This window comes from Paraburkholderia sediminicola (assembly GCF_902859805.1).
Lineage (GTDB): Bacteria > Pseudomonadota > Gammaproteobacteria > Burkholderiales > Burkholderiaceae > Paraburkholderia > Paraburkholderia sediminicola.
In genome coordinates, this window is record NZ_CADIKC010000004.1 from 371,927 (window position 1) to 385,839 (window position 13,913).

At 61.1% G+C, this 13,913-nt stretch carries 13 protein-coding genes and 1 pseudogene; 9 read left to right on the forward strand and 5 right to left on the reverse strand.

Going from position 1 to position 13,913, the window contains the following annotated elements; genetic code table 11:
- The first annotated feature begins 15 nt into the window (after nucleotides 1–15).
- Nucleotides 16–591: an ANTAR domain-containing response regulator gene (locus tag R8871_RS17645; protein WP_175051595.1), complete on the forward strand. Its 576-nt coding sequence runs from the start codon at nucleotides 16–18 to the stop codon at nucleotides 589–591.
- Nucleotides 592–601: 10 nt separating this feature from the next.
- The gene (locus R8871_RS17650; RefSeq protein ID WP_175051596.1) at nucleotides 602–1,753 is read left to right on the forward strand and encodes a CmpA/NrtA family ABC transporter substrate-binding protein; all 1,152 of its coding nucleotides are present in this window, start codon (nucleotides 602–604) and stop codon (nucleotides 1,751–1,753) included.
- 27 nt (nucleotides 1,754–1,780) lie between these two features.
- On the opposite strand, the gene R8871_RS17655 is transcribed toward R8871_RS17650, so the two are convergent.
- Together R8871_RS17655 and R8871_RS17660 are read right to left on the reverse strand one after the other, a co-directional pair.
- Nucleotides 1,781–3,205 (reverse strand): sensor histidine kinase, encoded by a 1,425-nt coding sequence (locus R8871_RS17655; protein ID WP_175051597.1) that lies wholly within the window; start codon nucleotides 3,203–3,205, stop codon nucleotides 1,781–1,783.
- Entirely contained in the window at nucleotides 3,202–3,873 is a 672-nt protein-coding gene (locus R8871_RS17660; protein WP_120345163.1) for a response regulator, read from the reverse strand. Before R8871_RS17660 ends, R8871_RS17655 begins: the two co-directional genes overlap by 4 nt.
- A 139-nt stretch (nucleotides 3,874–4,012) precedes the next feature.
- Between R8871_RS17660 and R8871_RS17665 the strand changes: the two genes are divergently transcribed.
- The 5 genes from R8871_RS17665 (at nucleotide 4,013) to R8871_RS17685 (ending at nucleotide 9,504) form a co-directional block, all read left to right on the forward strand.
- Nucleotides 4,013–5,101, forward strand: a complete 1,089-nt coding sequence (locus R8871_RS17665) for an ABC transporter substrate-binding protein (RefSeq protein ID WP_175051598.1) — start codon at nucleotides 4,013–4,015, stop codon at nucleotides 5,099–5,101.
- Between the two features lie 100 nt (nucleotides 5,102–5,201).
- Nucleotides 5,202–6,971 (forward strand): ABC transporter permease, encoded by a 1,770-nt coding sequence (locus R8871_RS17670; RefSeq protein WP_175051599.1) that lies wholly within the window; start codon nucleotides 5,202–5,204, stop codon nucleotides 6,969–6,971.
- Nucleotides 6,964–8,031: an ABC transporter ATP-binding protein gene (locus R8871_RS17675; protein ID WP_175051600.1), complete on the forward strand. Its 1,068-nt coding sequence runs from the start codon at nucleotides 6,964–6,966 to the stop codon at nucleotides 8,029–8,031. The genes R8871_RS17670 and R8871_RS17675 overlap by 8 nt, the downstream gene beginning before the upstream one ends.
- Nucleotides 8,032–8,111: 80 nt before the next feature.
- The gene (locus R8871_RS17680) at nucleotides 8,112–9,188 is read left to right on the forward strand and encodes a porin (protein ID WP_175051601.1); all 1,077 of its coding nucleotides are present in this window, start codon (nucleotides 8,112–8,114) and stop codon (nucleotides 9,186–9,188) included.
- Between the two features lie 172 nt (nucleotides 9,189–9,360).
- Nucleotides 9,361–9,504 carry a hypothetical protein gene (locus tag R8871_RS17685; RefSeq protein ID WP_175051602.1) on the forward strand — a complete coding sequence of 48 codons (144 nt, stop codon included), beginning with the start codon at nucleotides 9,361–9,363 and terminating at the stop codon, nucleotides 9,502–9,504.
- 50 nt (nucleotides 9,505–9,554) lie between these two features.
- On the opposite strand, the gene R8871_RS17690 is transcribed toward R8871_RS17685, so the two are convergent.
- The 3 genes and pseudogenes from R8871_RS17690 to R8871_RS17700 form a co-directional block, all read right to left on the reverse strand.
- Nucleotides 9,555–9,989, reverse strand: coding sequence for an ester cyclase (locus R8871_RS17690; protein ID WP_175051603.1), 435 nt, complete (start codon nucleotides 9,987–9,989; stop codon nucleotides 9,555–9,557).
- Nucleotides 9,990–10,018: 29 nt separating this feature from the next.
- Nucleotides 10,019–10,525: a DUF1269 domain-containing protein gene (locus R8871_RS38715; protein ID WP_322789518.1), complete on the reverse strand. Its 507-nt coding sequence runs from the start codon at nucleotides 10,523–10,525 to the stop codon at nucleotides 10,019–10,021.
- 54 nt (nucleotides 10,526–10,579) lie between these two features.
- Nucleotides 10,580–11,488 (reverse strand): annotated as a pseudogene (locus tag R8871_RS17700) (LysR family transcriptional regulator); the annotation flags it as partial.
- Nucleotides 11,489–12,031: 543 nt separating this feature from the next.
- On the opposite strand from R8871_RS17700, the gene R8871_RS17705 reads away from it, so the two are divergent.
- On the forward strand, nucleotides 12,032–13,090 hold the full coding sequence (locus R8871_RS17705; RefSeq protein WP_175051604.1) for a Dyp-type peroxidase: 1,059 nt from the start codon (nucleotides 12,032–12,034) through the stop codon (nucleotides 13,088–13,090).
- Nucleotides 13,083–13,886 carry a family 1 encapsulin nanocompartment shell protein gene (locus R8871_RS17710; RefSeq protein WP_175051605.1) on the forward strand — a complete coding sequence of 268 codons (804 nt, stop codon included), beginning with the start codon at nucleotides 13,083–13,085 and terminating at the stop codon, nucleotides 13,884–13,886. The genes R8871_RS17705 and R8871_RS17710 overlap by 8 nt, the downstream gene beginning before the upstream one ends.
- The last annotated feature ends 27 nt before the right edge of the window (nucleotides 13,887–13,913 follow it).

Here is a 13,913-nt window from a genome sequence, read left to right on the forward strand (position 1 = left end):
CATAACCCACACTCCATGCTGCGTGTTCTCCTCGTAACCGATACCGACAAGCCGATAGGCGATCTGCGCGATGCCCTCGCACGACTCGGCTACGAGATGCTGGCCGGTACGGCGACGCCGCAAGCATTGCATCGCGTGGTTCAGAGCGAGCGGCCCGACGTCATCATCATCGATACGGAATCGCCTTCGCGCGACACGCTCGAGCAACTCGCAGTGATGAACGCCACGGCGCCACGTCCGGTGCTGATGTTCAGTCACGACACGAACCAGCAGTTGATCCGCGACGCGGTCGGCGCCGGGGTCACGGCCTATCTCGTCGAAGGGCTCGCCACGGAACGGCTGGCGCCGATCCTCGAAGTCGCACTCGCACGATTCGCACAGGAATCGGAGTTGCGCGAACGCCTCGCGCAAGTCGAAAACGAACTCGCCGAACGCAAGCTGATCGATCGCGCCAAACGTCTGCTGATGGATCAACTGAAGATCACGGAACACGCCGCCTATGCCAATCTGCGCAAGCGCGCAATGAACCAGGGCGTCAAACTCGCCGAAGTCGCACGCGCCGTCGTCGCGGCGGCCGACTCGCTCAAATGAAGCGCCGCACATGAACTCTCCCAACTCCCTCGCTCCATCGTCCGCGCCTGCGCCGCTCGAGAAAACCCATCTGCGGCTCGGTTTCGTTGCACTAGCCGATGTCGCGCCGCTCGTCGCCGCGAAGCTGCTCGAATTCGGCCACGCCCACGGCTTGACGCTGGAATTGTGCCGGCAGCCGTCATGGGCCGCCGTGCGCGACAAACTGCTGTCGGGCGATCTCGATGCAGCGCATGTGCTCTACGGTCTCGTCTACGGCGTGCAGTTGGGCCTCGGCGGCCCGCAAACGGATATGGCCGTGCTGATGGTGCTCAATCGCAACGGCCAGGCGATCACCCTGTCAAACCGTCTCGCCGACGCATTAGCCGAACATGGCACGCTGCCCAAGGCTCTGGCGACGCTTGACCGCAAGCCGGTGTTCGCACAGACCTTCCCCACCGGCACGCATGCGATGTGGCTGTACTACTGGCTCGCGTCGCAAGGCGTGCATCCGTTGCGCGATATCGAAAGTGTCGCGATTCCGCCGCCGCAAATGGTCGCCGCGCTTGCGGAAGAAAGGCTCGATGGCTTCTGCGTCGGTGAGCCGTGGAACGCAATGGCCGAAGCGGAAGGCGTCGGCAGAACCGTCGCTTACACGAGCGAAGTGTGGCCGGATCATCCCGAGAAAGTGCTGGCGTGCCGGCGCGATTTTGTTCGTGCCAATCCGAATGCGGCGCAAGCGCTGGTGCGAACGATGCTTGAAGCCTGCAGATGGCTCGACGGCGCGGGACATCGCGAGGAAATTGCACGCTGGCTCGCGCGTCCTGAATTTATCGGCATCGATGAAGCGTTGATCGCGGCGCGGCTTGGCAACGAGATTGCCGCCTCGGCGCCACGCGGCCTGCCAATGCGGTTCTTCGACAACGGCGCGGTGAACTACCCCCGCGCCGCCGACGGTGCCTGGTTCCTTACGCAGTTCGAACGCTGGGGCATGATCGACTCACGCACGGATTACGCTGAAATCGCCGCGCAAATCAACCAGACGCAGTTGTATCGTGAGGCAGCCGCACGCGTCGGCATCGCGGTGCCAGGAGATGAGGGTTCTCAAGTGCTAATCGACGGTAAGGTGTGGGGTAGCGACACGGCATCCGAGGCTTACGCGCAGAGCTTCACTATCCGCGCATAGCGTGCGGTTGCGGTTGCGGCGCCACCGTCATGCGGACTTTGCCTTTACCGTCGGGAACAGCGCGCTAACCACCAGCCCGCCGCCGGGCGCATCGCTCAACGCGATCAGCGCGCCATGCACCCGCGCGACTTCCCGCACGATCGACAAACCCAGCCCGCTACCCTCGACCGCCTGCGTCGCTTCGCTGCGATAGAACCGTTCGAACACCGCATCGCGTTCACCTGCTGCGATCCCCGGCCCGTTATCGATCACCTGCAACAACGGTTGCTCAGCTTCGCATGCAACGCGTACGGTAATCACCGCCCCATCGCCCGAATAGCGAATCGCGTTGTCGATCAGATTACCGACCAGTTCCGCCAGCAGATCGGCCTGACCCATCACGTCGATACGCACGTCCTGTTCGAAGCCGAGATCGATACCACGCGAGCGCGCTACCGGCGACCAGTCGAGTGTCACGTTGCGCGCCACTTTATGCAGCGGCACAGCGGCATGCTTGACCGTATAACCGCTGTCCGCATCGAGCCGCGAGAGCGACAGCAATTGCTGCACGATGCGCACCGCCTGCTGCACCGCGCGATTCAGCCGCCGCAAATGCACGCCTTGGCGGCGATTGCCGTTCGATATCTCTTCGCCGCCGTCGATATCGCGCAACGCCAGCTCTGACTCCGCCTGAATGACCGCAAGCGGTGTCTTCAACTGATGCGCGGCGTCGTTAAAAAATCGCCTGCGCGACAACTGCATCAACTGCGTGCGCCCAATGTACTGATTGATCGAATCGACCAGCGGCGCGACTTCGCTCGGCAGGCCCACGGTATCAAGCGGCGTCGGATCGTCTTCAGCACGCGCCGCAACTTTCGCCGACAAGCGGTTCAGCGGCCGCAAGCCACGCGCAACACCCAACCATACGATGCCGAGCGCAAGCACGACCAGCAAGAACTCCTGTTGCAGCGAGCCGGTCAGAATCTCGCGCGCCAACGCCTGGCGCTGCTCAATCGTTTCGCCGACCCGCACCATAACCACGCGTGTCTGCGCCGACGGCACGTCGTGCACCGGCAATCTCAGCATGGCGATGCGCAGCGGACGCCCACGAAACACGTCGTCGTAGAACTGCACGCTGTAGGGCTCTGCCAGCGCCTTCGTACCCGACGGCAGATCCGGATAACCGGTCACCACCCGGCCACCTTCCTCGCGGATCTGATAGTAGATGTTGCCGCCACCGTTCGATTCGAACATCTCCAGCGCGAGATACGGCAGATCGACTTCGATCTCTCCTTCACGCAAACGGATGCCGTCGCGTATCGAGCGCAGCGAAAACTCCAACGTGCGATCGAAGGCCGCATGCGCCGCGTTCATTGCGCGTTGATAAGTGAGCCATGCATCGAAGGCGAGCAGCAGAAGCAGCGGCAGCAACAACCAGAGCGCGACGCGAACGCGCAGATTCGGCCGCCTCATGCGTCTTTCGCTTCCAGCAGATAGCCGAGCCCGCGCAGCGTGACGATGCCGACCGAACTGCGCTCGAGTTTCTTGCGCAAGCGGTGCACGTAGATCTCGATGGCATCGGCATTCACCGATTCATCGAGTCCGAAGATTTTCTCCGAGAGCGTGTCCTTGTTGATCGCGCGGCCGTTGCGCAGGATCAGCACCTCGAGTACCGAACGTTCGCGCGGCGTCAACGCGAGCGGCTCGCCATCGAGCGTGAAGCCGCGGTCGACGCTGTCGTAAAGCAGCGTGCCGCATTGCGCATGCAGCGGTTCCTGGCCGTGACTGCGACGCAGCAGCGCCCGAGCACGCGCTTCGAGTTCGGTGAGCGCGAAGGGTTTGGCGAGGTAATCGTCGGCGCCGAGATCGAGGCCGCGCACGCGCTCTTCCACCGAACCATGCGCGGTCAGCATCAATACCGGCACCGCGTTGCGCCGCGCGCGCAGACGACGCAAAACTTCGAGGCCGTCGAGCTTCGGCAAGCCGATATCGAGAATCACCAGCGCGTAGTCCTGCGTGCGCAACACGTGGTCGGCGGACTCGCCGTCATGCATGCAGTCGACGGTGAGTTTCGCGCTGGTCAGCGCATCGGTTAGCGAGCGGGAAAGGATTGGATTGTCTTCGACGAGCAGCACACGCATAAACAGAATCCCAGGGAAATCCATGAGGCGAATTCGACCATTGTGACGCATTTCTTTCGAAAACTGAAAGCATTCAGAAAGCACGCGTCTCTTACCATTCGCCTACACAAAACAAACACAATGTTTTCTGGAGGAAGACGTGCAAATCTCTTTGAAGTATCTCGCCGTAGCTGTTGCATTCGCCGCAAACTCAGCATGGGCGGCCTTTCCGGCTGGTTATCCCAGCGATTACCAGGCCACCGTCGACGGGGCAAAGAAGGAAGGCAAGCTGATCGTGTATTCGGTCACGGACACCGCTCTGGTGCGCCCGCTCATCAAGGATTTTGAAAGCTTGTATGGCATCAAGGTCGAGTACAACGACATGAACAGCACAGAGCTGTACAACCGCTACATCAGCGAAAACGCGGCCAGCAGCACCAGCGCCGACGTGTTGTGGAGCTCGGCGATGGACCTGCAGGTCAAGCTCGTCAACGACGGCCTGATGGCCAGCTACGAATCGCCCGAAGCGAAGCAGTTGCCGCAATGGGCGCAGTACCAGAAGCAGGCGTACGGCACCACGTACGAGCCGCTGGCGATCGTCTACAACAAGCGCCTTCTGCCGGCCGGCGAAGTGCCGCAAACGCGCGCCGATCTGATCAAGCTGCTGCAAGGCAAGCCGGATCAGTTCAAAGGCAAGGTCACCACGTACGACATCGAAAAATCCGGCGTCGGCTTCAACTATCTGACGCAGGATGCGCGCGTCAATCCGCAAGTCACGTGGGATCTCGTGAAAGCAATGGGCGCAACCGGCCCGAAACTGCAATCGAGTACCGGCGCGATGATGGAGCGTATTTCTTCGGGTGAAAACCTGATCGGCTACAACATTCTCGGTTCGTACGCGCTCACCAAAGCGAAGAAAGACCCGTCGATCGGCTACGTCTATCCGAAGGACTACACGCTGGTGGTAAGCCGCCTCGTGACGATTTCGAAGAAGGCGCAAAGCCCGAACGCCGCGAAGCTGTGGGTCGATTACCTGCTGTCGCAACGCGGTCAGACCTTGCTCGCGAACCAGGCCAGCCTGTTCTCGATTCGCGCGGACGTGGACGGGGAAACGTCGATGGCGGGTCTCACGAAACAACTCGGCGACTCGCTCAAACCGATCCCGATCGGCGCCGGCCTGCTGGTCTATCTCGACCAGTCCAAGCGGCTTGAATTCCTCAAGCAATGGCAACAGTCGATCAAGCGCTAAACCTCCACTGATCTGACGGTGTCCGCGCCGAAACACGCGGGCACCACGCCTTCTTTCACTACCTGTCGATATGCGGCTTTCACGCTGCAGGGGGACACTCATGCTTTCCACTAGCGCAACCGGACACCGCGACGCACCACCTCTCGCGGCCGACGGCGGCACGATAGGCGCGCTGCCGCGCGGCGGTCTGCAGCCGTTGGCGGGGCTGCTGCGCTGGCTCGTCGTCGCGGTGCTGACCGTCGCGGTGGCGCTGCCGCTCGGCTTCATTCTGTTCCAGAGCGTGCTGAACGCGCCGTTCTTCGACGCTAAACGCACGCTCGGTCTTGCCGGATTCGAATTCATTTTCAGCGACCCCGACTTCTGGTCCGCGCTGAAAAACTCTTTCGTCATCGCGGCCGGGATGCTGTTCATCTCGATCCCGCTCGGCGGCATTCTCGCGTTCCTGATGGTGCGCACCGATCTGCCGGGCCGCCGCTGGCTCGAACCGCTGCTGCTCACCCCCGTATTCGTTTCGCCGATGGTGCTCGCATTCGGCTATGTCGTCGCGGCCGGACCGGTCGGCTTCTATTCGGTCTGGTGGAAGGAACTGTTCGGTGCCGCCGAGGCGCCATGGAGCGTGTACTCGATTCTCGCGATCACGATCATCGTCGGACTCACGCATGTGCCGCACGTGTACCTGTATTCGTCGGCGGCGCTGCGCAATCTCGGCTCGGATGTTGAAGAAGCGGCGCGCGTTGCGGGTGCGCGGCCGTTCCGTGTCGCGCTCGACGTCAGCTTGCCGATGACGCTGCCCGCCCTGCTATTCGCCGGCGTGCTGGTGTTCTTCCTCGGCTTCGAAGTGTTCGGCCTGCCGCTCGTGCTCGGCGACCCTGAAGGACACCTCGTGCTGGCGACGTATCTGTACAAGCTCACCAACAAACTCGGCGTGCCCTCGTATCACCTGATGGCCGCGGTGGCCGTGTGCATCGTCGCGATTACGTTCCCGCTGGTGCTGCTACAACGGCGCCTGCTGAAGAGCGCCAACCGCTTCGTCACAGTCAAAGGTAAAGCGGGACGTCAGACCGTATTGCCGCTCGGCGCATGGCGTTGGGTTGCGCTGGCAATCGTCGCGCTGTGGCTGCTGCTCACGGTGTTCGTGCCGCTCTCCGGCATCACGCTGCGCGCGTTCGTCACCAACTGGGGCGAAGGCGTGAATCTGGCCGAAGTACTGACGCTCGCCAACTTCACCGAACTGTTCGAACAGGACAACCTGGTCCGCGCGATTCTCAATACGCTCGGCATCGGCGTGATCGGTGGCGCGCTTGCAGTGGGCTTCTATTCGCTGGTCGCATTTGCGGGCCACCGCCGCAACGATTGGGCTACGCGTCTGCTCGACTACCTCGTGCTGCTGCCGCGTGCGGTGCCCGGCCTGCTCGCCGGTCTCGCTTTCCTATGGATCTTCCTCTTCGTGCCCGGCCTGAAGGAACTGAAGAACTCCATGTGGAGTATCTGGATCGCGTACACGGTCGTGTGGCTCGCGTACGGCATGCGCCTGATTCAAAGCGCGCTGTTGCAAGTCGGGCCGGAACTCGAAGAAGCGGGACGCAGCGTCGGCGGCACGCGGGCACGCGTCAGTCTCGACGTGACGCTGCCGCTCGTGCGTTTCGGTCTGCTCGCGGCATGGCTGCTCATCTTCATGATCTTCGAGCGCGAATACTCGACTGCCGTCTATCTGCTCTCGCCCGGCACGGAAGTGATCGGCGCGCTACTCGTGTCGCTGTGGGCGACCGGCGCGGTCGATCAGGTCGCGGCGCTTTCTGTCATCAACATCGCGATGGTCGGCGTCGGACTCGGCGTCGCTCTGCGCTTCGGAGTGAAATTGCATGGATAAGCTCTCGGTCGACAACCTGTTTCTCAGCTATGGCGACAACCCGATCCTGAAGGGCGTGTCGTTCGAACTGAACCCCGGCGAAGTGGTGTGCCTGCTGGGCGCGTCGGGCAGCGGCAAGACCACCCTGCTGCGCGCGGTCGCAGGACTCGAACAACCTTCCTCGGGCCGTATCGAACTGGACGGCAAGGTGTTTTTCGACGGTGCTTCCAAAGTCGATCTGCCGGTCGAACAACGTTCGCTTGGGCTGGTGTTTCAGTCGTATGCGCTGTGGCCGCATCGCACGGTGGCGGACAACGTGGGCTATGGATTGAAGTTGCGGCGTGTGTCGAGCGCTGAACAAAAAAAGCGTGTGCAGTCGGCGCTCGACCAACTCGGCCTCGGTCATCTCGCAGCGCGTTATCCGTATCAGCTTTCCGGCGGCCAGCAACAGCGGGTGGCAATTGCGCGGGCGTTGGTCTACAACCCGCCTGTCATTCTGCTCGACGAACCGCTGTCGAATCTCGACGCCAAGCTGCGTGAAGAAGCGCGCGCCTGGCTGCGCGAACTGATCGTATCGCTCGGCTTATCTGCATTGTGCGTCACGCACGACCAGACCGAAGCGATGGCGATGTCCGACCGCATCCTGCTATTGCGCAACGGCCGCATCGAACAGGAAGGCACACCCGCTGAACTGTATGGCGCGCCCCGCTCGCTCTATACCGCCGAATTTATGGGCAGCAATAACCGGATCGACGCGCGTGTTGCCGCAGTCGACGGCGAACGCGTGACGCTGGCCGGCGACGGCTGGCAATTGCAGGCGCAAGCGCGCGAAGCGCTCACCACTGGGCAAAACGCGCAGGCCGTAATTCGCCTCGAACGCGTGCAGGTCGCCGATGGCCCTGGCGCGAACCGCCTCGAGGCGGAGCTCATCACGTCGATGTATCTCGGCGATCGCTGGGAATACCTGTTCCATTGCGGCGATCTGCGCCTGCGCGCCTTCGGACATGTGCCGCGCGCGGCAGGCCGTCACTGGATCGAATTCCCCGCCAACGATTGCTGGGCATTCGCACAGGCGAGCTGAAGCAAGTTCAAACGTGCTGATAGGCCCAGCCACACCGCATCCCCAACCGAAGTGAATAAACCAACCACAGGAGACTGTTGATGAAGTGGAGTATGACGAAGGCGTCCCTCGGCGTAACATGCGCCAGCCTCGCCGGACTGGCAGCAACCGCGCACGCGCAATCGAGCGTGACCCTGTACGGCATCGTCGACGCGGGCGTCGAATACGTGAATCACGCGAGCAAGGACGGCAGCGCTACGCGTCTCGTCTCGGGCGGCAAGAACACCTCGCGCTGGGGCCTGCGTGGCGTCGAGGACCTCGGCGGCGGATTGAAGGCGGTCTTCCAGTTGGAGAGCGGCATCAACGTCGCGAACGGTCAGTTCGACGACGGTCCCGGCGCCATCTTCGACCGCCGCGCCACGATCGGTCTGAAAAACCGCTTCGGGCAAATCACGCTCGGCCGCAATTTCACGACCACCTACGACTACATGCTGCAGTTCGACCCGATGGGTTACGCGCCGAACTACTCGTGGGCGACGTCATCCACCGCCACCGGGGGACGTAAGGACGGTCTGTTCTCGCGCTCGGCCAATTCCGTGCGCTATGACGGCACGTTCTCCGGCTTCAAGCTCGGTGCCATGTACGGCTTCGGCAATGTGCCGGGCAGCATGAAGTCGAGTTCCAAGTACGACTTTGGTCTCGGCTACGAGAACGGTCCGTTCGCCGTCGTCGCCACATTCGACCGGCAGAACGGCGCCAACGACAGCGTGACGCCAGCAGATACCACCAACTACATTCAAGGCATTCACGCAGGCTTGAGCTACGACTTCGGCACGGTGAAGGCAATGGCCGGCTATCGCAACTATCGGCGCACGTTCCACACTGCCGCACCGACGTTGCGCAGCGATATGTACTGGGTCGGCGGTCAATACGATGTGACGCCGTTCGTTTCGCTGTTTGCCGCGGTCTACCATCAGGACATCAAGGACGCGAGCGACGCCGATCCGACGCTGTTCTCGCTGCGCGCGCAGTACGCCTTGTCGAAGCGCACGGTGCTGTATATGGCGGGCGGTTATGCGATGGCCAAGCATGACAATGCGGTCAGTCTGTCGCGTGATCTGACCGGCGCGGCGGATACGCAAACGGGTGTCACGGCGGGGATTCAGCACCGGTTCTGAAGCATCAGGAACGGGTAACGCATCGAAGCGTGCAGGCATTCAAAGCGGAGCGAGGCGCGGCGAAGGTCAATCCTTCGCCGCGCCTCGCTCGTTTGCTTTAAGATGGATTCGGGCAATCCATTCGCCTAGAATGAATCAGGCAAATGGAGCACTCGCCGACAGGAGCCACGCCATGCCCCAAGTAAGCCGTGATACCCGTAAAACACCTCGCCATGGCCTGCTGTGGTTCGTTGCATTGTGGCTGCTTGGCGTCGGCGGAACGGCGCTACTCGTGCTCCCGTTTCATCTTCTCGTCGCTGCAGCAATGCGTCACTAGCATCGGCACCTTGCGCGGCGCTTATACGTCCATCCTCGCGCAACTCAAGATTACTCAAGCGTAGGCGGCAACTGTCCAAGTTGCCGGAACACCGATAACCAATCTTCGAGGTGCCACGTCTTCGCAATCAGATTTCCGCGCATCTGATGGAAAGAGTGAATCGCGAAACTGATGTGTTTGGAACTTGCAGCAATGCCCAGTAGTTTTCCGGTTTGCGTGCCCGTGATCTCTGCGCGAACGCCCACCCGGTCTCCATGAATCAGCACGTCGAGAATGGTGATTTTCATATCCGGCAGCGCTGTGGCGATGTTGGCAAATATTTGAACCATCTGCTCAGGTCCCGGCGCCGCCCCGGCAGGTTCGGGAATATATTCCCAATCTGGGGTAACGACCTTTCGTAACAACGCGACGCTTTTCTGCTCGAAGGCGCGATAGAGTCCTTCAATCGCTTCACGGGTGATCGCTTCTTCGGTAGATACGGCCATGTCCGGTTACTCCTGAAGAATGCACCCGGTCAGGCAAGTGGCTTGCGAAAAACGCTCCCGCCATAACCGAGCACGATATTGTCGACTTCAAACGGTGACGCCTCCTGCGCCTCGAGGATGAATGCCACGTGGCCAGGGGTCAGTTTGCCGGATATCGATGCGACCAGGTCGTCGTCGAACGTGTCCCTGATCGCATGCTCGGCCAGCCCACCGCTCGCCCCTATCGTGAAGCCAAGTAGCGCCCCTGCCGGTCCGCCAAGCATCCCGATCAAACCGCCCGTCAGCGCACCGATCACTGTGCCCCAAAACGGCCGGGTTTGCTTGTCGAGCAGGATCAGCTTACCTGTTGCGTCTTTTTGAACCAGCACGCCGCTCTCGATTTTGAAACCAAGGTCTTTTTCCTCAAAATTCCGGAAATCCCGACCGGCTCTTTCGGCGACGTCCACACTGTCGAAAACGGCGACGATCAACTGTTGTGCCATTTGATAGCTCCTTGATCTGCCAACGTTGTCTATCAAAGATAGTGACTTTCGCATCGCGCGCCATTTGTTTATTTCCGATTCATGGTATCGGTCGAAGTGCGCCTTGACCTCAGCGTGTGCTCTGCCGAGGATTTCCGGCGTGCAATGGTTTAGCATCGTCGCAATCAGCTGTACCCGCACGGGTATCTGGCGTTGGGTCCGGCTCAGGAGATTCAGTTCGAATGGCGGCAGCTCGAATTCCGGCAGTATGCGCACGAGCCGGCCCTCTGTAAGCGCATCGACGCATGCCGGTTCTTCCAGTACCCCGATGCCGACGCCCGAAACGATCATTTCATGCATGGGCCGCCAATGACTGGTCCTGACCGCCGTACGGATCGGCGCGCTCTCCACGACAGTCGCCATGTGCCTGAGCGGCAACTGGTCGGTGCCGAACATGCCCTGGACCCGGATGAACGGGTGCTTGACCAGCTCAGATGGATCGGTGATCGGACCATGCTGGCTGATATAGCCTGGCGCGGCAACAAGAACGCGCCCAACCTGCCCCAGCTGATAGGCAGTGAATGCCCCTTCTCCAAGTTGCCCAAGACGAAACGAGATATCGACACCCTCCGTCACGAGGTCGACGACCCGGTCGTTCAGGACCAGTTCCAGATCCAGTTGCGGATAGGCTGCACGCACCAGCGTCAACGCTTCCGGCACAACTGTCTCGCCAAAACAATGAGGCGCCGCGATACGAATCGTTCCTTTGAGCGCATGCTCGTCGCTCGACACTTCAGCGACCGCCTCTTCCACTGCGTGCAGGATCCTCTTGCTACAGTCGTAGAATTTAACGCCTTCGGGCGTACGATTGAATGCGCGCGCACTTCGGCGCAGGAGCCGGCAGCCAAGATACTTCTCCAGCCGCTCGATACGTTCGCTCGCGGCCGGCTGCCCGATATTGAGGTCTCGCGCCGCGCCGGAGATACTCCCACGCTCAACCACTCTGACGTAGATGCGCATGGCTTCGAGCAGATTCACCGCACCTCACCTCCATTCGCAATGCGAATTATCAGGCGCCGCCTTTCTTGCTGCGATAGACAGCCTTGAACGGATGGTAACGATATGACAGGAGAATAAAAGACCACCGGGTCCGATATAAAGTATCGAATGAGAAGCAGAGATTTACGACAAAACAATGTCGAACCTTATCGGCGCATGATCTCGCCGCACGCCGCTTGATACGTTGCCCCGCCGGCAAGCATGCAAAACGCAATCGGGTCGCCCGCCCGGCTTCGGGATGCCGCATTCGGACTCGTCCAGATCCTTTGCACTGTTTCCATAATGTGCCTGGGCGGTATAACATCTCTGGACGCATAGTTGAACATCGACAATGTCACGTATCTCCGCGCACCTCCTGATGACGAAGCAACGCTTTATGTGTACTTGCGGCGATTGCAGCAGCACACGTACTTCCTTCACGCGGACGAAAAATTTGCGCGCGCCTTAGACAGATGATGACGAAGGCGGAAAGGCATTCGCTCCATCCCCGGAATCAATAACGGTTCATCAATATTTAATCCGATGCCCAAAGACATCCCAGAATCGCAAGCCGTTTGTAATGACATCACACGTAGCGCGATCTTCATCGTCGCGACCCTCGCGGCAGGCCAGGAGCCCGCTGAACAGGTGCGCGCGTGGTGCGGGGACGTTGCTGCCCTGGTGCGCTCAGTCGGCAAGCGCGTCCCCTCCGGCAACCTGTCGTGCGTGGTCGGCTTTGGCTCCGACGTGTGGGACACGTTGTTCGGCGCCCCGCGCCCGGCGAGCCTGCATCCGTTCCGCGAATTCGGCGCAGGCGAGCGTCGCGCCGTGAGTACGCCGGGGGATATCCTGCTGCACATCCGCGCGGACCAGATGGATCTCTGCTTCGAGCTCGCCACGCAGTTGACAGGACGGCTCGGTACCGCCGTCTCGGTCATCGACGAAGTACACGGTTTTCGCAACTTCGATCTGCGCAGCATGGTGGGCTTCGTCGACGGCACCGAGAATCCGCAGGGTCGCGAGGCTGTCGATTTCACCCGCATCGGTGACGAGGACCCGGAGTTCGAGGCCGGCAGTTATGTCATCGTGCAGAAGTACATGCACGACATGAACGGCTGGAACTCGCTCTCCGTCGAGACCCAGGAGCGCATTATCGGCCGCACGAAACTGGCCGACATCGAGCTCGACGCAGCGGTCAAACCGACCTGTTCACATAGCTCGCTCACCACGATCACCGAGAACGGCGAGGAAGTGAAAATCCTCCGCGACAACATGCCATTCGGCCGCCCCGGCATGGGCGAGTTCGGCACCTACTTTATCGGTTATGCGCGTTCGCCCGAGCCTATCGAGCAAATGATGAAAAACATGTTCGTCGGGCGCCCGCCGGGCAACTATGACAGGCTGCTCGACTATAGCCGCGCGGTCACGGGCAACCTCTTCTTCATCCCCTCGGCCACCTTGCTCGAGGCGCTTGCGGATCGCGATCCGCAAGCGGCCGCGGCCGTTGTCGAGCAATCGCCTGAACCGTCTTCATCCGCTGAGCCGCGTCACGACGGCTCGCTGAATATTGGCTCTCTCAAGGGAATCTCTCAACATGAATAATCTGCATCGCGAGCTTGCCCCCATCTCCCGTGCCGCCTGGTCGCAACTCGAAGATGAAGTGGCCCGCACGTTCAAGCGCAGCGTCGCCGGCCGTCGTGTGGTCGACGTCAAGGGTCCTGGTGGAACCGAACTGTCCGGCGTCGGCACTGGGCATCAGATCGCGATCGCCGCGCCGCAGCAGGGCGTGGTGGCGAAGCTGGCTGAGGTCAAGAGCCTCGTGCAGTTGACCGTGCCGTTCGAGCTGCAGCGCGAAGCGATCGACAGCGTCGTGCGCGGTGCGAAAGATGCCGACTGGCAGCCCGCGAAGGAAGCCGCCAAACAGCTCGCCTACGCCGAAGATCGCGCGATTTTCGATGGATATAAGGCTGCGGGCATTGGCGGGCTTCGTGAAGGCTCGTCGAATCCGTCGCTCGCACTGCCGGCCGACATCAGCGATTATCCGAACACGATCAGCAATGCGCTCGAAGAACTGCGGCTTGCCGGCGTCGACGGGCCCTATTCCGTGCTGCTCGGCGCTGACGCGTATACAGCGCTCGGCGAGGCGCGCGATCAGGGTTATCCGGTGATCGAGCACATCAAGCGGATCGTGAACGGCGACATCATCTGGGCGCCCGCGCTTGCGGGCGGCAGCGTGTTGTCCACACGCGGCGGCGACTTCGAGTTACATCTCGGCGAAGAGTTGTCGATCGGATACGTGAGCCATACCGACACCGTCGTGCGCCTCTATCTGTGCGAGACGCTGACATTCCTGATGCTGACGAGCGAAGCGTCGGTGTCGTTGACGCAGGCAGAGTAAGCGCCTTCCGATTCCTGCTATCGGTTG

Coding starts and splice junctions, on each gene's coding strand:
- R8871_RS38715 (WP_322789518.1), bottom strand. CDS start 10,525: ATGCGAAAGTCACTATCTTTGATAGACAACGTTGGCAGATCAAGGAGC.
- R8871_RS17645 (WP_175051595.1), top strand. CDS start 16: ATGCTGCGTGTTCTCCTCGTAACCGATACCGACAAGCCGATAGGCGAT.
- R8871_RS17710 (WP_175051605.1), top strand. CDS start 13,083: ATGAATAATCTGCATCGCGAGCTTGCCCCCATCTCCCGTGCCGCCTGG.
- R8871_RS17670 (WP_175051599.1), top strand. CDS start 5,202: ATGCTTTCCACTAGCGCAACCGGACACCGCGACGCACCACCTCTCGCG.
- R8871_RS17680 (WP_175051601.1), top strand. CDS start 8,112: ATGAAGTGGAGTATGACGAAGGCGTCCCTCGGCGTAACATGCGCCAGC.
- R8871_RS17660 (WP_120345163.1), bottom strand. CDS start 3,873: ATGCGTGTGCTGCTCGTCGAAGACAATCCAATCCTTTCCCGCTCGCTA.
- R8871_RS17650 (WP_175051596.1), top strand. CDS start 602: ATGAACTCTCCCAACTCCCTCGCTCCATCGTCCGCGCCTGCGCCGCTC.
- R8871_RS17690 (WP_175051603.1), bottom strand. CDS start 9,989: ATGGCCGTATCTACCGAAGAAGCGATCACCCGTGAAGCGATTGAAGGA.
- R8871_RS17675 (WP_175051600.1), top strand. CDS start 6,964: ATGGATAAGCTCTCGGTCGACAACCTGTTTCTCAGCTATGGCGACAAC.
- R8871_RS17655 (WP_175051597.1), bottom strand. CDS start 3,205: ATGAGGCGGCCGAATCTGCGCGTTCGCGTCGCGCTCTGGTTGTTGCTG.
- R8871_RS17705 (WP_175051604.1), top strand. CDS start 12,032: ATGCCCAAAGACATCCCAGAATCGCAAGCCGTTTGTAATGACATCACA.
- R8871_RS17685 (WP_175051602.1), top strand. CDS start 9,361: ATGCCCCAAGTAAGCCGTGATACCCGTAAAACACCTCGCCATGGCCTG.